General features: G+C 51.0%; 11 protein-coding genes and 1 pseudogene. All 12 read right to left on the bottom strand.

Translation table 11 applies throughout. From position 1 onward, the window contains the following. Nucleotides 1-222 (bottom strand): annotated as a pseudogene (locus K2I50_RS09570) (ribonuclease E/G); the annotation flags it as partial. Nucleotides 223-656: 434 nt separating this feature from the next. Continuing rightward, nucleotides 657-929 (bottom strand): HU family DNA-binding protein, encoded by a 273-nt coding sequence (locus K2I50_RS09575; RefSeq protein ID WP_123474754.1) that lies wholly within the window; start codon nucleotides 927-929, stop codon nucleotides 657-659. Between the two features lie 185 nt (nucleotides 930-1,114). Next, nucleotides 1,115-2,152 carry an asparaginase gene (locus tag K2I50_RS09580; protein ID WP_526022980.1) on the bottom strand — a complete coding sequence of 346 codons (1,038 nt, stop codon included), beginning with the start codon at nucleotides 2,150-2,152 and terminating at the stop codon, nucleotides 1,115-1,117. A 50-nt stretch (nucleotides 2,153-2,202) separates the two neighbouring features. Beyond that, nucleotides 2,203-4,248, bottom strand: a complete 2,046-nt coding sequence (gene metG, locus K2I50_RS09585; protein WP_301026096.1) for a methionine--tRNA ligase — start codon at nucleotides 4,246-4,248, stop codon at nucleotides 2,203-2,205. Between the two features lie 203 nt (nucleotides 4,249-4,451). After that, entirely contained in the window at nucleotides 4,452-10,622 is a 6,171-nt protein-coding gene (locus K2I50_RS09590) for a hypothetical protein (protein WP_301026097.1), read from the bottom strand. Between the two features lie 96 nt (nucleotides 10,623-10,718). Continuing rightward, nucleotides 10,719-12,893, bottom strand: a complete 2,175-nt coding sequence (locus K2I50_RS09595; protein ID WP_301026098.1) for a M6 family metalloprotease domain-containing protein — start codon at nucleotides 12,891-12,893, stop codon at nucleotides 10,719-10,721. A gap of 343 nt (nucleotides 12,894-13,236) precedes the next feature. Further along, on the bottom strand, nucleotides 13,237-15,267 hold the full coding sequence (locus K2I50_RS09600) for an alpha amylase C-terminal domain-containing protein (RefSeq protein WP_301026099.1): 2,031 nt from the start codon (nucleotides 15,265-15,267) through the stop codon (nucleotides 13,237-13,239). A gap of 146 nt (nucleotides 15,268-15,413) precedes the next feature. Next, nucleotides 15,414-17,324, bottom strand: a complete 1,911-nt coding sequence (locus K2I50_RS09605) for a hypothetical protein (protein WP_301026100.1) — start codon at nucleotides 17,322-17,324, stop codon at nucleotides 15,414-15,416. Between the two features lie 43 nt (nucleotides 17,325-17,367). After that, nucleotides 17,368-18,105, bottom strand: coding sequence for a biotin--[acetyl-CoA-carboxylase] ligase (locus tag K2I50_RS09610; protein WP_301026101.1), 738 nt, complete (start codon nucleotides 18,103-18,105; stop codon nucleotides 17,368-17,370). Beyond that, nucleotides 18,090-18,329: an Imm17 family immunity protein gene (locus K2I50_RS09615; protein ID WP_301026102.1), complete on the bottom strand. Its 240-nt coding sequence runs from the start codon at nucleotides 18,327-18,329 to the stop codon at nucleotides 18,090-18,092. The genes K2I50_RS09610 and K2I50_RS09615 overlap by 16 nt, the downstream gene beginning before the upstream one ends. 62 nt (nucleotides 18,330-18,391) lie before the next feature. Next, nucleotides 18,392-18,829 (bottom strand): tRNA (adenosine(37)-N6)-threonylcarbamoyltransferase complex ATPase subunit type 1 TsaE, encoded by a 438-nt coding sequence (tsaE, locus tag K2I50_RS09620; RefSeq protein ID WP_301026104.1) that lies wholly within the window; start codon nucleotides 18,827-18,829, stop codon nucleotides 18,392-18,394. Between the two features lie 99 nt (nucleotides 18,830-18,928). Beyond that, the gene (porX, locus tag K2I50_RS09625; protein ID WP_301026105.1) at nucleotides 18,929-20,473 is read right to left on the bottom strand and encodes a T9SS response regulator signal transducer PorX; all 1,545 of its coding nucleotides are present in this window, start codon (nucleotides 20,471-20,473) and stop codon (nucleotides 18,929-18,931) included. Between the last annotated feature and the right edge of the window lie 2 nt (nucleotides 20,474-20,475).

Genomic DNA, 20,475 nt, shown 5'->3' on the forward strand with positions numbered 1-20,475 from the left:
GCCATGGTCAAGGTAAGGAAGAAAAGCGTCTTTATCATAGCCTACGTCGACAAACGCAGCGTTGAGCCCCGGCATAAGTTTCTTTACTTTTGCCAGATATATATCGCCGACGGCATAGGCAATGTTGCGCGCCTCTTTCTGAAGAGAGACGAGCCTATTGTCCTCGGTAAGCGCAATTGACACTTCCGATGGTTGAACGTCGATGAAGAGTTCGCTTTTCATTATCTGAATATCTCCGCCTTGATTAGATACAGAGGGCAGCGTGGCGCGGTGGCGGAGTCAGCGCCTGCCGCCGGTAATAGAGGGATTCAGGGGCTACAGCCTGCCCGGAAATCTCTGTAGGCAGTTGAGTCTACAGGGTCGAGGGCTGCATGCTGATATGCGTACATTGCAATTTTTTGTACGCGTGATATACGCAGAGAACAAACGGCGCCAGGCGGGATAATGAATGCCGCTGTGGCAGCGTTTGCTCTCGTGTATATTCATAAAGAACCGCTTCGCGCTTATTTCTTCTTGTGGCGATTCTTTCTCAGGCGCTTTTTGCGCTTGTGAGTGGCCATCTTGTGACCTTTTCTTTTCTTTCCGCTAGGCATCTTGATGCAGTTTTGGAGTTAATAAATATAGTTGATTTAAAGGAATAGCTCTTATAGGGAGATTTACTTAACCTCTTCCATGAACACTTTTGCAGGCTTGAAAGCCGGTATCTTGTGCTCGGGAATGATGATGGTAGTATTCTTGGAGATGTTGCGAGCTGTCTTTTCGGAACGAACCTTCACGATAAAGCTGCCGAAGCCACGGAGGTATACATTCTCGCCATGTGCGAGAGAATCCTTCACGATCTCCATAAACTTCTCGATGGTATCCAATACAGCGCCCTTCTCAATGCCGGTGCTTTTGGATATTTCGTTAACGATGTCGGCTTTAGTCATTGTTTTGTATTATTAGAAAATATGATTTGAGTTGTTGGGTAGCAAATAGTTATGAGCCCACAAAATCCCTGCGGGCATTTGCAGGTGCAAATATCGCACTTTTTTTTGACATAGGAGATATATGTGCCATATTTTTTTGAATAAAAAGCACAAAAACACCTACTTAGATACAATGCGATATGTAATCATAATGTGACTTCACCGCATATATTGCACTCCAGATATTTCCTTACATCCTCTCCGGAAAGGCCGATTCCGAAGAGATACATCATCTTGGTGATAGCTGCCTCGGAGGTCATGTCGTGGCCCGAAGTCACTCCGGCGGCGGCCAGACGGTCGCCGGCCACATAACGCTTGGTATGGACACCGCCGTTGACACACTGCGTAACGTTAAGTATCACTGTCCCACGGTCGATAGCACTCTTTATGGCATGTATAAACCATGGATATGTAGGCGCGTTGCCTGCTCCGAACGTGCGTAGCACTATACCCTTTATTCCCGGAGTATTCAGGAGATAATTGAGTATGTCCTCAGTGATGCCGGGATGCAGGTCGACAAACATCACCCCGGTGTCCATGGCGTAGCGCACCTTGAGAGGGCGCTTGATGCGCGCTCTCATCAGAGCTTCCTCGTTGAAATGTATACCGAGGCCTATCTTGGCGAGCGAGGGATAGTTGTTGGATTTAAACGCATTGAAGTTGTCGGCGCTCATCTTGGTCGAGCGGTTGCCCCTCCAGAGATAGTTCTCAAAGAGTATGGCCACCTCCTGCACCATCGGCTCGCCGTTGACATCGGTAGCCGCAGCTATCTGCAAGGCTGTAATCAGATTCTCCTCACCGTCGGTACGCACCTCACCGATAGGGAGTTGCGAGCCGGTGATTATCACAGGCTTATGCAGATTCTCGAGCATAAACGACAGAGCCGAGGCGGTATAGGCCATCGTGTCGGTGCCGTGCAGCACTACGAATCCGTCGAAACGGTCGAAGTTCTCCTCTATTGCACGTGCCATCTCAACCCACCTGTCGGGATTCATGTCGGATGAATCTATCGGCGGGTTAAACTGTATATTCTCTATCGTATAGTCGAGCATCTTGATTTTCGGCACATTGTCAATCAGATGGTCGAAATCAAACGGCTGCAGTGCATGGGTATGCGGATTTTCAATCATACCGATAGTGCCGCCTGTATATATGATGAGAATATTTGGCTTATGCATAGACAAGAGTTATGTAGGAAATAGCTGTATTTCAACTGCTAAACGCGGTGATGCGGTTAGCCTATTTTAGCGCCTGGAGCTGTCGGAGCCGATGGTGATATCACAACCAGAGAGCCGTCGGGCTGCTCGGCCGACAGAATCATGCCTTCGCTTACGATGCCGCGCAGCTTGCGTGGTGGGAGGTTGGCGATAAAGCATACCTGCTTGCCGACAAGGTCCTCGGGATTATAATAATGTGCGATACCGCTTACGATGGTGCGCTTCTTCATGCCGTCGTCGATAAGGAACTGAAGAAGTTTGTCGGCCTTTGGCACTTTTATACACTCGAGCACAGTGCCTACACGCAGGTCGGCCTTCATGAATGTGTCGAAGTCGACATCGGCAGCCTGCGGAGCCGGCTCCCACGAATTTATTTTGTTCTGCTCCTTGATATCCTCAAGACGCTTCACCTGACCTTCGATTACAGAGTCCTCAATCTTCTCGAAGAGGAGTTCGGGAGTGGCGAGACGCGAGCCGGCAGCCACAATGTCGAGCGACCCGAGCATATCCCAGGATATATCTCCAAGGCCGAGCATGTCGCGCAGACGCTTGCTCATGAACGGCATGAACGGCTCGGCGGCCACAGCTATATTGCCGCAAAGCTGCAGAGCGGTGTTGAGTATGGCTCCGGTAAGAGGGAGGTCGGTCTTGGCGAGCTTCCACGGCTCCATATCCTGGAGGTAGCGGTTGCCAATACGCGCTATTTCCATCATGGCCTTAAGGGCGTCGCGGAAATGGAATGTGTCAAGAGCGGCAGTAAGGTCGGAGGCAGCTTTCTCCAGTTCAGGAGTGAGAGCGGCACGTCCGGCGTCGACATCGGCGGGAATTTCGGGCACTACGCCATCGAAATATTTATGAGTAAGCACCATGGCACGGTTGACGAAGTTGCCGAGTATCGCCACAAGCTCGCTGTTGTTGCGGGCCTGGAAGTCGCGCCAGGTAAAGTCGTTGTCCTTTGTCTCGGGAGCATTTGCGGTAAGCACGTAGCGGAGCACATCCTGCTTGCCGGGGAAATCGCGCAGATACTCGTGGAGCCATACGGCCCAGTTGCGCGAGGTCGATATCTTATCGCCTTCAAGATTAAGGAACTCATTGGCAGGCACATTGTCGGGCAACTGGAATCCATCGCCATAGGCCATAAGCATCGCGGGGAACACGATACAGTGGAACACGATGTTATCCTTGCCTATGAAGTTGATTATCCTTGTCTCGGGATCCTTCCAGTATGTCTCCCATGTGTCGGGGAGTATCTCCTTGGTGTTGGAAATATAGCCGATAGGAGCGTCAAACCATACATAAAGCACCTTTCCCTCGGCGCCCTCTACGGGCACGGGGATACCCCAGTCGAGGTCGCGGCTTACGGCGCGGGGCTTGAGGCCAAGGTCGAGCCACGACTTGCACTGTCCGTATACGTTGGTCTTCCATTCCTTGTGTCCGTCGAGAATCCACTCGCGGAGCCTTCCTTCCCAGCGGTCGAGAGGGAGATACCAGTGATGGGTATCGCGCAGCTCAGGCACCGCACCGGTGATGGCGCTCTTGGGGTCGATGAGTTCGTCGGGGCTCAGCGAAGTGCCGCAGGCCTCACATTGGTCGCCATAAGCGCGCTCGTTGCCGCAATGAGGGCATTTTCCTGTCACATAGCGGTCGGCAAGAAACTGTTTTGCCTCAGGGTCATATAGCTGGCGAGAAGTCTGCTCTACAAACTGTCCATTGTCGTAAAGGCGACGGAAAAATTCACTTGCAGTGGCCGAGTGCATCTCTGAAGTTGTGCGGGAATACACATCAAACGATATACCCAACTCCTCAAACGAGTCCTTAATAATCTTGTGGTATCGGTCAACGATATCCTGGGGAGTCACACCCTCGCGGCGCGCCTTTATTGTGATAGGCACACCGTGCTCATCGCTTCCGCCTACCATCACCACGTCCTGTCCACGGAGGCGCAGATAACGGGCGTAGATATCAGCCGGCACATAAACACCGGCAAGATGTCCGATGTGGACCGGACCATTGGCATATGGAAGAGCCGTAGTAATCAGTGTGCGTTTAAATTCCTTTTGCATTGCGTATTTCATTTATGTGTGCAAAATTAGCCATTTCCCGCTTAAAAAACAAATGTAACCACCCGCCTCATAGAATCCTACGCAAAAGTTATCATAACTCTACTCCAATACAATCCGGACAGCCAATATTGTGTTTTAAAAGTCATGGCGGTGTATCGCCGTGGATACACCGCCATGATTATAGGTCGTATAGCGTGAAGTAATTACTTCATGACTACCTTCTCGACTTTGACTGAGCCGTCGCTGAGAGTGCGTACGACTACGTACACATTGCCGTCGGAAATGCTCGGCTCGGCTACCTCGATACCAGCGGCGTTGAAATAGCGGGAGTCGACTACCTCAATACCTGACGCATCGATATCTTCGATGCCGGAAGTAGCGCTTACCTGTATCTCATACTCCTTGGAGAGTTCTCCGGCAGTAGCGGTAATACGAATCTTGCCGGTGAATGCGCCGGTAAACGATGCAACGCTCTCATTGAATGAAAGCACGGAGCAGTCGCTCGACCAGGTCACTACGGGAGCGCCTCCGACATGGAACGAACCGGTTACACTTTCAGCAGTGTCATTGCCGCCGAACACAATCTGTGCGGCATTGATCATGGCTGCGTTGTTGTCGGCAAATCCCTTGACTACGGGGAATGTGTAGTCGTCGACAGAATCAAATCCTTCGCCGAGGTCAAGAGCGGCAAGAGCGGCAACAGAGAAAGCCTTTGCCGAAGTGGCGGCGTCGTTGTCACAGTTGTTGGAGTCGATATAGTAGCAGTCGGTCATAGCGTTGCCCTCGGTCCACTGCTTGTCGTTGTTGACACTGATGCCCACAATCGAGCCGCATGAGTCGGCAGGAGCTATAATCTTACCTGCATTGTAGCAGTTGGTGAATGTGGTCTTACCCTTGGTCGTGTTGCCCACAAGACCGCCTACACGCGAAAGACCTTCGACCGTACCGGCATTGTAGCAATTGATGAAGGATGCGGCGTTGCTGCCTGCCAGACCGCCAATCTCATTAGAGCTTGTCACCTTTGTACCCTGCTCCTCGCTTGTCGATGAGATATTGCCGGTGTTCCAGCATCCTTCGACAACACCGTTGGTAGGTGCACCCCATGCAATCAGACCGCCGGCACGCTGGGCCTTTGCAGTAATGTTGCCTGTGTTGTAGCAGTTGAGCAGCTTCGGCCCTGTACCTGCGAATCCAGAGGTAATACCTCCGAGCATCTGATTGCCTTCGATGTCGCCGGTATTGTAGCATCCGGTAAGAGTCACAGCACCGCTTACATAACCGGTGATGCCGCCACCCTGATTGCCGTCGGCCACGATAAGGCCCTCATTATAGCAGTCGGTAAACTCGACTGTGGCCGGAGTAGAGGTCGAGCCGGGTGTACCGGTAATATATCCGGCAATACCTGCGGCATAGACATTCTTATTGGAGATAATAGTGCCCTCGTTGTGGCAGCGTACGAACTTTGAGCCGGGGGTATACTGCATAATCAGACCTGCGGTATAAGACGAACTTACAGCCTTGGTAGCAGTAGAAGTAATGTCGCCGGTATTGTAACAGTCGGTCATTACAAACTGGAAGTTGGCGGCAGAAGTCGACGAAGTAGGACCTCCGGCAACGATACCTGCAACTTTTCCGGCTGCCGAAATAGGAGTAGCGTTGTAGCAGTTGGTGAAGGAGTATAGACCATCAGTCTTGTTGCCTGAGGCATTGCCGATGAATCCGGCTACATTTGTGGCAAACTCGCTATCGGAAATATTAATCTCACCGTCGCTATAGCAGCCGGTAAAGGTCGAAGGACCACAGGTTGCTACCAGACCGCCTACAGTCACAGCTGTTGCCTTGGTGTTGGTGGATGTCTGGGCAATCTTACCGGTAAACGCACACTCATTGAAAGTGACGCGACCGTTGGCCTGGGTGGTGGCTACGATACCGCCTACCATGTTCTGGGCGCTGGTGATAGAGCCTGCAAACACAACCTTGTCGAGCAGAGCGCCGTTATATGCATTGCCGACAACACCGGCACAGTTGGCCTTGGTGGTGGTGACAGTAAAGTTGCTCTTCACATTACGGAGTGTGCCGTAAAGTTTGTCGACAACAGGAGCCACATATGTATAAGCTCCGCTTGCCTCACCGCTGAATACTATATTCTCAACCGAACCGCCGGCAGCAATCGTACCGATAAGAGCACAAACGTTGTTGCCTGCCGCTTTGATTACGAGGCCTTTTATCTCATGGCCGTCGCCGTCGATAGTGCCAAGGAGAGAGGTAACACCGTCGGCACCGAGGCGAGAGAATGAGCCGCCTGCAAAGTCAAGGTCGGCGGTAATCTTCACAAACTGATTCTCAAGACCGTCGGAAGCTCCGTCCATATACTTGACGAGCGAGTTCCAGTCGTCGGTATTGTTGATAAGGAAGGGCGAGTCCTTTGTACCTTCGCCGGCAAGAGGATTTGTCGGCTTGGCATTGAGCAGAATGGCGCGACGCACACCTGCCTCGTTGACCGCTACAAGAGTATCGGACACTACCGCGTCAACCTTCTCGGGAGCAATCAGGGTATTGCCTTCTATCTTGAATATCGTGCCATCAGTCAGGCTCCATTCAGCACCCTCCGAAAGGGTAGCGGATACGGTAAGATTGTCGACTGAGCGGCCGTCAGGAATAATGGCATACACCTTGCGGGCAGCCTTAACCTTTGCCTCGTCGGCAAACATCTTGAATGCGGGATACATACCTGCGGCAAAATCCCATTCAGCAGTATCGAAGCCATCGATAGCCTCGCCTGAAATGAGAGCCGAAGTCTCCATGGGAGTTACGTTCTCCATATCGCTGTTGGCTCCTGCCTTCAGGCCTATCATCTGGACATCGTAGTAAACGGCCGAAATCTCTTTGGTACCCTTAATGCCTGCGATTGCGCCGAGAGTAGCCTTGTTGCCGCAATATACATTGCCGAAGTTGAAGCAACGTGTAAGATCATCCTTGCCTGAGCCGGCTGTGCTGGTACCTTCGAGCGAACCGCAGATACCTCCGGCATTGTTGAGGTCGGCCGATACATTACCGTAGTTCACACAGTTGATGAATGAACCGCCGTTAGAACCTCCGGAAATACCGCCGGCACGCTGAAGCTGCTTGCTGTAGTTGGTGACAAGGTTGGTAGCGCGGATAGTACCTGTGTTGACACAGTTTTCAATCACACCTCCGGTAGTACCTGCGATACCGCCTACATTGGCGTAGCTGGTAGTGATGTTGCCTGCATTATAGCAGTCCTTGACCACACTGCCCTTATTCATCTGGCCTACGATACCGCCTACCCAGCATGAGTAACCGATGACGTCGGCATAGTTGCGGCAGTTCTCCACGCGTCCGTCAAGCTGACCTACGAGCGCGGCACATGTGGCATACATCTCAAGACGGGAGTTAGCACCGATATTCACGTTGCGGATAACACCGTCGACACCTACGCGTCCGAACAGTCCGGAGATGCCACGGCACTGGCTGGCATTGAGGGTGCCGAGCTTGCCGTCCTCGATAGGAGTAGTCCATACCAGACGGTCAGGAATTACGAGGCGGTCAATCGTGTGGCCTTTGCCATCAAATACACCCTGGAAGGCGATAGACGCCGAACCGGCCGAATTGTCGGCATTGATACCGAGGAATGCTGTGTCATACTCCATATCGATATCTCCGCCAAGTTCAAAGTACATTCCGGGGAATGTCTGACGCTTGACGGTGGTAGCCTGAGACATAGCGATAAGGTCGGCCTTGCTCTTTATGATGAACGGAGACTCGACAGTACCGTCTCCCTCGAAAGGTATGGGAGCGATGTTGACAAAATGATAGGTCTGTGTTGTGCCGTTGATTACATAGAGAGTGTCGACACCAAACTCCTCGCCTATTACAATCATACCGTCCTTAATAGAAGCATAGTAGCCGTCATCGTAGAGGCGTCCCTGCTTGAGGAACTTGAACTGAGTGTTGCCAAGTGCGGTAATCGGAGTATTGTTGGAGAGTTTCTTGAAGTTGTCGGAGGGGATCATATCGACAGCCGAGGCACTGTACATTGCGGCCTGGGATTCGGCGGTAGCCTTGATACGCGGATATGCTCCCTTGGTAAAGTTCCAGACATCGGCCGAGAATCCCTTGGGGCCTTCAGCCGAGGTAAGATCGCTTGTCAGGGCTCCGAAGCGTGTGGAGTAGAAATTAGTCACCTGACTGTCGTAATAGATATTTTCAAGCACCGGATTGCTGCCGTCGATAATCTTGCCGATTACCTCATTGCAGTTCTCGCGATTGTACTGGTAGGTTTCACATTCTACGGTAGCGGATGTGTAGCAGTTGCGTACCTCAGGCGAAATCTTGTTGGACCCGAGCTGCACCTGGCCTACGATACCGCCTGTGATGCGTGAATAGCAGTGAACGAATCCGGAGGAGTAGCAGTCGACAAGTTTGCCCGTAAGCAGACCTGTCACACCGCCTACACACGATTGATTGCTGTAGCCAATCACCATGCCGGCCGAGAATGAACTGCGCAGAGTGCCGACCTGCACCATACCGGCGACTCCGCCGAGATACTGCTGTGCGTCGGTATTTTTATATCTTACCAGACCGCTGAATGCAAGGTTCTCACCATCGCCTGTGATAAGGTTGCCGACAACACCGCCGCCGGGATTGCCCGAACCGGTCATGAACACCTGTGTGCCTGTGGCCGAACAGTTTTGCATGCCGCCGTGCACCTCACCGGCCACGCCGCCTACATAACCGCCGCCTTCGATAGTTCCACCCTCGACATGGCAGTTGCTGATTGAGCCGTTTACGATACCGGCCACACCGGCTGCAACTACACGTAGAGTAGAAACAACAGGATTATATACGGTGACATTCTCTACCGAACCCAATGTCCATGCTACAATAGAGCCGGCATTGTAGTAGTCGGCGCTTACTGTCGGATTTTCCAATATCACGTTCTTTAACACGCTGACAGTGTCGGCCATACCGAAGAGTCCGGCATAATATTTCGAGGCAGCATTAACTGTAAGCCCGGAAATCTTATGTCCGCGACCGTCAAACACACCGGCAAAACGCTGCGACCATGTCGAACCGATAGGCTCGAAGCGATAGCCCGACATGTCGATATCGTTGGCAAGGGCGAAATATTTGCCGAGGTAAGTACGTGTGTACTGGTTGTTATAGTAGGAACCCACATACTCGGTGTCGTTGTTGACCTTGTCGGCCAGCAGGATAAGATGGTCGAGCGACTTGATAAGATATGGGCTTGCCTCGGTGCCCTCTCCCTCAAACTCGCTCACTGAAAGCGACGGATAGCTGAAGGGAGTGAATGCAGTCAGCTCGGCGTCGGTCAGTTTGCCTGCATATGAGCTGGCGGCAGCACACAGCAGCGACCAGTCGGTCCACGACAAGGTAGTATTATTGTCGTCAGCAGCAGCTGCGGTCTCGATTATGTTGCTGTATTTAGTGAGATTGCCTGCTTCGTTAAATTCCACACAACGGATAAGAGTCCAGGCTCCGCTACCATTTATAAAAGCGGTCTGTCCGTTGATTTCAGCCGTGCGGTTGCGTTTCAGTTCAATCTCGATATCATATCCGCGGTTGAATATATTGCTGACAGTAAGCATATTCTTGCTTGTCTGCTCTATCAGCACATAATATCCGACATCATTTCCGGCAGAGTTCTTATAAGTGAACTGTCCGGTCGGACGTGAAAGCGAGAGATTATAATACGCTGCCACAAACTTATCCTTGTTGGCGCCGGTCTGGGCGAATATGCCCCACCATGTCGCAGAAAAGTCGATAGAGCCGTCGGCAGCCACAGTTCCTGCTATCTGATTGCTATAGTCGGGAGTACCGTCGGTATTGATTACCGCGATATCAAGCTGTCCATAGCTGTTGTCATCAGCTATATGCTGGCGGGGAATGGTGATAGTGCCGTTAGCGGCATCAAGATGCGCACGCACATCACAGCCACTCCAAAAATATTTGATTGTGACCGAATCGCCTTCGGCATCAGGCACAATCTGCATGGTAGAGCCTCCGTCAAAACTATTTGACGCAAGGGTTGAGTACTTGCCCACATAGTACCCGCTGATACTTTCTGCGGATGTCGCCACGCGTGAGGCGGCGGCACGCAATGTGTTAGAGGCACTTCGGGCAACAAGCTCGCCTGTTCCGACAGAGAGCGCAACCCGTGGCGCAGCCTCAAGCCGGAAGTCGGTCGGTGAAGCCGCCACTCTTGAAGAAGCGGATGTCACAAATGGCGCATTGTTCAAGGCCTCGGCAGTGGCAGGCAGCTGAGCCTGTCCTATGCCGCAATTGCCTATGACAGCACCGGCGACCAGAATTAATGAAGCAAAATTCTTCATAGATGTGAATATGACTGAGGATATTGTAGGAATAATTGACCGGAGACACCACCGTTGTCCTCAATTACACCGACGGCGACAATAACCCGGCCAATCTTATTTTATCACTTTACAGGTCTGCGTTCCGCGTTTCACTATAAAAATACCATGACGGCCGACAGGCTCTTCAACCCTTATGCCCTCAAGCGTATACCATACGGTCTCTCCGTCAGATTCGATATCAGAGAGCACAGTTTCAATTGCCGATGAGCCGGGCTGCAGACCGAAGGCAATCTCCTTCACCTTGCATGGCACTGAGGCATTGCCGCTGATCTGGGTCAGCTTATATGATGCGCCGGAAGCAGCCGGTATACTGAAATTAAGGGTAGTCTCAGCCCCTTTGGCGACAGTCGGATTGGAGGTGCCCGAGATTGTGTTGAGGATTATCCATTTTGTTCCGCCGTCATTTGAGTAGTAGAACCTGAACACGGCATTCTGCGAAGTAGGATTGTCAATTGTTATCGTACATGTCTCCACTTCACCCTCAAACGGATTGCCGACAATCGCGCTCCCCTTTACAGTGGCGGCATACATGGTGCCGTCGTCGCCGGTCTTTATCCTGGCTCCGGAGGTAAGACTCCACGTAGTGAAACGCCCCTGGATATTGTCGCAGTCAGCCTCTGTGGGTTCCATTGTAGCGAAATCCTCGACAAGAGTCGGGGTATCATCGGCATTGACCGTAAACGAGATATTACCGTCGTCATCATATGCTATATCCTCCACTACCAGAGGCGACGATACCATAGTCCATGAGCGTAGGGACGGACTGGTGGCATTGGTGATTGACGTCACATTGCCGCTGCCGGGGAACGGGTCGCCGTCGCTGTCAGTGACGGCCCCTTTCGAATTGACCTTCGGAGTGGCTCGCAACAGGCTGTAATATGTGTGGGTAGGAGACGCGTTCACCTTGTTGTTCTCCCACACCGAGGTATTGGTCGAGTCCACCCTGTGGACAAGCATACCCTCGCCGGGAAGATATTCATCCCAGCGCACCTTCTTTCTGTACTCAAGCAGGAAGTATTCATCATCCACGGGCGAATTGATGCGACACCCGTCGGGGACATCGCCTTCGGTAAGCGGAGACAGGCTGTATGTGCCCGGCGAAGTTATCAGCCGCGGAGATGTAAATCCGAGAGCATAACGCTCAAACAACGAGTAGCCGCAGGGCGTACGACTCATATTAAGATAGGAGCCGGAAGCCATTACTGACCACTTCTGTGGGTGAATAGCCTGACCACCGGTCTCGTAATCAACGTCGTAAAGGTCGGGCAATCCGAGCACATGGCTGAATTCATGGCATATCGTGCCTATTCCGTCAATCTGCTTGTTGGCCGGAGCACCGTAAAGCTCTGTAGAGCAGGCATAGCGTCCGAACGATACACCATCAAGCGAGAGGCTCATAATCGTAGAGGCATGCGGCCAAAGCAAGGTAGCGTCGTTGCCCGAATGATTCGAGCCGCCTCCGGAGAAAATAAAATAGACCATGTCGACCTGACGGTTGCCATCGGTATCATACAATGAATAATCCACCATATCGTCGGCGGCACGAAGCGCCGCACTGACAAGGGCCTGTGCTCCGGCACTCTGGTTGGCATAGTGCTGGGAATAATTTATCTGCACCGGTCCTACCACATCAAACCGCGGGTCAAACTTGCCATTGGAGTTTTCATAATAATAATCGCGCACCGAGCCTGTACACTCTACTTTCGATGGAATAAGTGTGTTTGACATATATCCGTCATAGCCGCGCTTGTTGACCATATCATTGAAAATGTCGTAAATATCCGTGCGTGAAAATGGCGCGTCATTATACTCTACCAGTATCACCAGCCCACGGAATTTACTATAATCATATCTGGCGGGCGCTTTGTGGATGCGCATTATATTGTCGGCATTCTGTCGCACAGGATTTATAGCCGGCTTGAGATTTTTCACTCCGGTAAGGGAGCGTACTCCGTTTACGGCACGCTCGCCGGTAGGTACAAGTCGTCCGTCGGCAGGATTGACGCGTGCATACTCCCACACTCCGTTGTCAGGATTGAACACAACAGTATTACCTTCAGCCGTAGTGGTATAATTGAAGTATTCATCTCCATGAAGCACGAGAGTCACGGTATTGCCGTCAGGCAATGTAACAGTACGAGGCGAGGGGTCGGCCATTACAGCATATACCGGCTCAGCTACCACCATAAACAGAGCACCGGAAAAAACAGATTGTAAAATCTTATTCATATACAGATTGTCATTTTATCAACACGTCAGTATTTAAACTGACATGAATGAAAGAGCATAAAAATCAATATCGACTTTTAGATGTGCATATATGCGCTAATGGCAAAGTTAACCAATTTTCATTAAGCATAAAAAATTTTAACTAAATAATGGCAAAATTTATTTTACTCCCTTTATATCACCCGTTTTTATAATAATCGCTCAAATATCAACAGCCCGGTAGACAAGCTCCCAGCATCCACAAATATCTATCTACAGTTCAGTAGTATAAAACCGCTACAGGCTCTGTTGTATCAGAATCATCTGATACAACAGAGCCTGTAGTATGGCTGTTAAAAGTTTCTTATTCGTTGTCGGACTTTGACCTATGGAAGCGCAGCACCTGACATGTGCGTGCCGGCAGGTAAAGTTTCAGCCAACCCTTATGATCAGGCGCGTAGAGCGGATCGGGCTGAGTGAAATGATGCACACCCTCGTCTATATTGCCGAAGCCTCCGAAATCCTTGTTGTCGGATGATAGGATTACCTCATACTCGCCTTCGGGAGCAATGATGCCATACCCTTCATACGACTTGAACGGAGCCCAGTTGAACACAAACACGAGGTCACCACGCTTGAATGCAAGCACCTGGTCATCATCCTTTTCCCATAGTTTCTCTACCGGGAAGGCCTGGAAATCATACACATCGCCTACAAGCTGCAACATAGCATTGTCAAATGCGTTGAGCTCACAGTAACGCAACTCCTTGCGGTCGACAAGATCCCACTGGCGACGAGCATACTTATAGCTCCAGCCATTACCCTCGCGCGGGAAATCAATCCATTCGGGATGACCGAACTCATTGCCCATGAAGTTGAGATAGCCGCCATTGATTGTAGCGAGGGTGACGAGGCGTATCATCTTGTGCAGAGCTATGCCACGGTTGACCGCGGCATTGTCATCGCCCTTGGTCATGTGCCAATACATCTGGTCGTCGATAAGACGGAATATTACGGTCTTGTCGCCTACCAGTGCCTGGTCGTGGCTCTCTACATATGATATTGTCTTTTCGTCGGGTCGACGGTTGGTGAGTTCCCAGTAGATTGATGTCGGATGCCAGTCCTCATCCTTCTTTTCCTTAAGTATTTTAATCCAGTAGTCGGGAATACCCATGGCCATGCGGTAATCAAACCCTATGCCGCCACCCTTTATAGGATAGGCAAGACCCGGCATACCGCTCATCTCCTCTGCGATTGTGATGGCGCGGCGGTTTACCTCATGGATAAGTTTGTTGGCAAGGGTAAGATATACAATAGCGTTGGTATCCTCGTTGCCATCGTAATAGTCGGCATACGAGCCGAATGCCTTGCCGAGTCCGTGGTCGTAATATAGCATTGAAGTCACTCCATCGAAGCGGAAACCGTCGAAGCGGAACTCCTCAAGCCAGTATTTACAGTTGGAAAGCAGGAAATGGAGCACCTGGTTCTTGCCATAATCAAAGCAAAGCGAGTCCCATGCGGAATGTTCGCGGCGATGGTCACCATAGAAGTAAAGGTCGGGAGAACCGTCGAGACGACCCAGACCCTCTACCTCATTCTTTACGGCATGGGAATGCACGATATCCATGATTACGGCGATACCCTTCTCATGGGCTGCATCGATAAGAGCCTTAAGCTCCTCGGGTGTGCCGAACCGCGATGATGGAGCGTAGAACGAGCTTACATGGTATCCGAACGAGCCATAATATGGATGCTCCTGGATAGCCATTATCTGTATGGCATTGTATCCGTCGGCTGCAACACGGGGCAGTACGTTCTCGCGGAACTCATTGTATGTGCCTACTCCCTCGCGCTCCTGCGACATGCCTATATGGCATTCGTATATCAGAAGAGGTTTTGTATCGGGCACGAATCTCTTGATTTTCCACTTGTAGGGTTTCTCCGGACACCATACCTGGGCCGAGAATATGTGGGTCTGCTCATCCTGTACCACTCTGTTGGCATAGGCAGGAATACGCTCGCCGCCTCCGCCTTCCCAGCAGACATACATTTTGTACAGATCGCCGTTGCGCAAGGCTGTAGCCGGGAGTTTTATCTCCCAGACGCCGTCGGAGGCGGCAATACGGCGCAGGGCATACTTGCGCATGACCTTCCATTTCGAGAAGTCGCCGATTAGGTTGATGGATGTGGCATGAGGAGCCCATTCGCGGAACACCCATCCGGTGTCGGTACGGTGCAGGCCGAAATAGTTGTAGGCATTGGCGAAAGCCTTCAGCGAGCCGGTGCCGGCGGTGAGTTCCTTCTCCTTGTTGATTGCATCCTGATGGCGCCCTTCGATAGCTGTAGCGTAAGGCTCGAGCCAGGGGTCGTTTTTAATGATGGCAAGTTGTCCCATGGTGATTTTTTATTGAATATTGGGTTTTTAATTCTTGATTGCTAAATCAATGCATATTGCATTGACCCGGAAGATACAACAAACCTCTGTAAGGGATGGTTTGCGATAGGAATGTGCCTGAGGCTGACGATATATTGACCGGACATTCAGAACCGACAGGATACTCCTATCAGACCCGTTATGCCCTTGTTGGGTATGCCGTATACGATTTGCCAGTCACGGTTGAGCAGATTTTCGACAGTGCCCCATACATTGAACTTGTCGCTGAAGCGCCAGGTGGCGCCAAGGTCGAGCGATGCTGCCGTGCCGAGTGAATATTTCTTATATTCAAATGGGTTGAAGTAGCCGGGATAATCCGGCTTTATCCCATACAGGCAACGGCCCGAGCGTACAGTATATCCCAACGATATATCAAGAGGATTTATGGGATGTACGCCAAGAGTAGCTGCAAACACCGAGCGGGCTCGGTCTAAAGAGTTGATATTACCTTTGTCAAACTCCTGCGGAGCACCCTCCCAACTTACACGCAACGATGCTATGTCGCGATAATCGTAGTTGAACGCAGCACCGTAGGACATATCGATGAAATCATCGATACTAATATACTGGCCGATAGTAAAGTATGGTGAAAACGGTGACTCGCTGACACTACCGTTAAATGAACTGAGATTGCCTTGTGGCATGCTAATGACGGCTGGTGTATAATAGGAGCTGACACGCCCATAACTCCCCCACAGCTCAATGGAGGCTCCGGCAAATGGGCCTATTACAATACCACCCTCTACATGCAACTTGTCCAACATCGGACCTGCGTTACAACCTCGTCCGATATATCGGTTTCGGTCGTACAGATTTCCCAGTGTCTGCATATTGACCCGACGATCATTAAGTTGCCCCCATATCGCGAATGAAGCGGATGGAGTCCAGTCAACACGCAAGTCGGGTCTCACACGGTTGCTTCCACAGTCGCCTCCGGCAATCTGGACGCCGACACCTGCTTTCACGATAAGATTATCGTTTTTCCAACGCAGATATGGATGCATCTCTGTGATTGTGATATTGTATCCGACTCTATATAATCCATATTTATAGTCCTCATGGCTGATATCGGGACTATTGAAAATTTCATAATTATTCGACCATGTTCCACTCGCTGTTTCATATATGTCTTCACAAGCGGAACGATCGGTATCCGTGAAATCAATATCCGCCCCTACATGCCAGAATTCACTGATAGCATACCGTCCGGAAAATGATGCCGACAGTGTTTTTTCATTTCTTGATGACAAATCAAGAATTGTTGTACTTCTTATATTCTCAGCAAAATCAAGAGTCGTGACTGACTCATCCCTCACCTTCGAGAGATGGAAGTAGTCATAACCTAAATTGACCGAATAGTCAAATGCGCCTACCTGCGACTGCCAACCAAGGTCAATATCAAAACGGTTGATGCTCTGATTAAAGCCCTTGGTAATCAATGTCGGAAAGTTATACGACGAGAGGTCGTAGGCCACACGGCCCGACAGCGTGCCGACACCCGCAAAGGTATGCGCACCGCCAACGCCGGCATTCACATCCTGGGTATTATAGGTTGTCTTGCCTTTGTCAGGTGAATAATAGCCTATCTTCTTTCCTTCATTGAACGGAGCCTTGCGCTTTACCGAACTGCCGTCATATTGCATCCACACATTGAGATCGGAGTTGTCGGTCTTAATAAGTTTGTAGCCGGCCGATACCCCAAGCTGGAATGTAGGGAAATATCCGGCCATTACGTATCCCCGGTAGGGAGAGGGAGTTATCGAAGATGCATAGGCCGCAGGCGGGAGTATTGCCACAGTGGGCGACACAGGCGCGGCAACACCACGGTCGGACCATCTCAGCGACTTTTGCTGAATGGCAGGAAGCACAAGTTTAGGGGTGAGCACCATACGGGATGCCTCGCGCTCCTGTGGCACGACATCCTTATCTACAGTGATCTCTTTTGAAAGTGACTGTCCCGAAGCGTTGAGTGCTACAAGCGCCGCGAGCAGCGTATATGGTTTTATTATTGATGGCATATCGCAAAGATAAAGAAAATATTTGACTCCCGGCTATTATATGTCATATTATTACCGCCACTTCCTTAAAGGCATATACCCGCTCAGGAGCGCCGTCGAGAGGAGCGAGCGTCATCATGCCGTCGGGAGCGATACTACGTATAGAGGCCCGGAAAATCTCGCCGGTAGCCGTATCGCGGTATGTCAGTCCGTCGCGACCCCACAGCGACTGCATGTAGCGGTCATGTCGGTGGTTGCCGGGGAGAGAGAGCTCATGCATGATTTCGAGGCATACGCGCTCCAGCACCTCATCACGGTCAAAACCATGACCGGCTATCTGCGCCATTGATATAGGATTGGGAGCGTCGCTGCGCCATACGGTCTGATTCACATTAAGGCCTATCCCGGCTATGCTGTGGCGGATGCTGCTGCCTATCAATGAATTCTCGATAAGGATACCACATATCTTACGGTTGGCGGCATATATGTCATTGGGCCATTTAATACACACATCAGTATCAGGAAGATAATGGCGCAGTGCGGATGTAATGCCCAGAGCCACAGCCTCCGAAAGGCTGAACTGCTCGGCGGCACGCAGGCCGTCGGGGCGCAGCAGCATCGAGAATGTAAGATTTGCGCCAGGCTCTGCTTCCCATGAGTTGCCACGCTGTCCGCGTCCGGCTGTCTGGGCATAAGCCGACACGACCGCACCGTGAGGCAGCGTCTCCGCTATCCCGGCAAGGTATGAACTGGTGGAATTTACCGTATCAAGGGCAATAAGGCTCGTTATGGATGACGACATGGAGCTATCGGCTGGAAAAAGAGATATACGGCCATGGCGATTATAACCAGGCCGACGATTACATAGAATACACGTGCATGGGTACGACGCATGCGTCCGGTCAGTATGCGGGCATTGATACTGTTATAAAACCATGGCCAGCCTCCAATACCCGCCGCAATGGAAAACACCCCCATCGCGCCGAATATGCATACCAGCAAGGCTTTCGCAACCTCAATCGTCATAATCCGGTATCAGTATACATCGCCACACTCCGGAGGAAATAACTCGCATGCATACACTCGGTCTATTCGTCGGGAGTAGTGACAGTAAGCAGACGCGAACCGTCGGGCTGCTCGGCAATATCGACTCTAACCGCATCGTCGGGGAGAATATCAGCGATGCGTTCAGGCCATTCAAGGAAACAGAGTGCGCCGGAATCCAGGTAATCCTCGACTCCTATGTCAAAAGCCTCCTCAAGATTTTCAAGACGGTAAAGGTCGAAATGGTAGATTAACTCGGCGGTAGTCGACGAGCGGTATTCGTTGATGATGGCAAACGAAGGTGAACTTGTCGGGTCCTCGTCAACACCGAGCACGCGTGAAAGAGCGTTGATGAATGTAGTCTTTCCGGCGCCCATCTCGCCGTTAAAGGCAAATACTGTATAGTCGCCCATAAGGTCGACAAACTGTTGTGCTACGCTGTCGATAGCGTCGAGCGAAGGTATGGTAAGTGTTGTGGTCATATTTCCGATATATTTTTGTATTTGTTTCAAAAGCCGATAATTAGGTTATGTGATTCTAAAATTACCTGTATCGTACTTCCTGTCGGTAACAACAGGCTCTTATTTTTTTGGAGTGAGAGTTATGAGCGGCACTACCATCTCTTCGAGAGATATGCCTCCATGCTGGAAGGTGCCGGTATAGTACTGCACATAGTAATTGTAGTTGTTGGGATATGCGAAGAAATCGTGTTCTCCGGCAAATATATATGTCGACGACACATTAGGCGACGGAAGTCCGAATTTGTCGGGCCGCTTTATTTCGTATACCTCGCGAGGATTGTAATTGAGATTTTTCCCAACCTTGTATCGCAGGTTGGTATTGGTATTTTTGTCACCAATCACCTTTATGGGAGTGTCGACACGTATGGTACCGTGGTCGGTAGTCAGCACTATGCGGTAGCCGGCCTCGGCAATCCTGCGGAAGAGATCGAGAGCCGACGAATGGCGAAACCATGTCTCGGTCAGCGACCTGTAGGCGGCATTGTTGGTGGCAAGCTCGCGTATCATCTTCGACTCGGTGCGGGCATGCGACAGCATGTCGATAAAATTCAACACCACCACATTGAGATCGTTGAGGGCAAGGTTGGAGAACTCTCTGAGAAGACGTTCGTTGCCGGTAGAGTCATTTACCTTGTTGTAAGAAAACTTCACCTTACGGCGGTACCGTTCAAACTGTGTGGCTATCAGCGGCGACTCATTGAGATTCTTGCCCTCCTCGCTGTCCTCGTCGACCCACAGTTCGGGAAACATCCGGGCTATCTGCAATGGCATAAGGCCGGAGAATATGGCATTGCGCGCATACTGGGTGGCTGTAGGCAGAATGGAGGTATACAGTTGCTCATCGAAGTTGAACATGTCCGCAAGCAGCGGCTTGATTGTCCGCCACTGGTCGAGGCGGAAATTGTCGATAAGTATGAAAAATACTTTCTCGCCCTTGTCAAGAAGCGGGAATATACACTCCTTGAATATGCCCGGACTCATCAGCGGATGGTTGTCGGTGGTAAGCCACGATTCGTAGTTTTTCCGCACAAATTTATTGAAAGCCGCATTGGCTTCCTGCTTCTGCATCATGAGCATCTCCTCCATGCCGCTGTCGGGAGCGGCGGCAAGCTCCATCTCCCAGTACACCAGTTTGCCATACAGATTGTGCCAGTCCTCGATGGTGCGGCAGTCGCCTATGAGCTGCGACAACTCGGCAAACTGCTGACGGTATCCGGTGGCTGTAGTCTCGGTAACGAGCTGTCCGGAGTGAAGATTCTTTTTTATCGACAGGAGTATCTGAGTCGGGTTGACCGGCTTGATAAGATAGTCGGATATCTTGCTTCCGATAGCCTGGTTCATGATATTTTCCTCCTCGCTCTTGGTAATCATTATTACCGGCACATGCGGAGCCGACTGCTTTATGAGCATCAGTGTCTCAAGACCGGTAAGGCCCGGCATGTTCTCGTCAAGAATAATGAGGTCAAACGGCTGCCGGGCGACGAGTTCGAGCGCGTCGCGTCCGTTATTGACAGTGGTCACATCGTAACCCTTGCTCTTCAGGAAAAGTATATGGGGCTTCAGAAGGTCAATCTCGTCGTCAGCCCAAAGTATGGAGTTTGGCATAT

This window comes from Muribaculum sp., from assembly GCF_029051885.1.
Taxonomy (GTDB): domain Bacteria; phylum Bacteroidota; class Bacteroidia; order Bacteroidales; family Muribaculaceae; genus Muribaculum.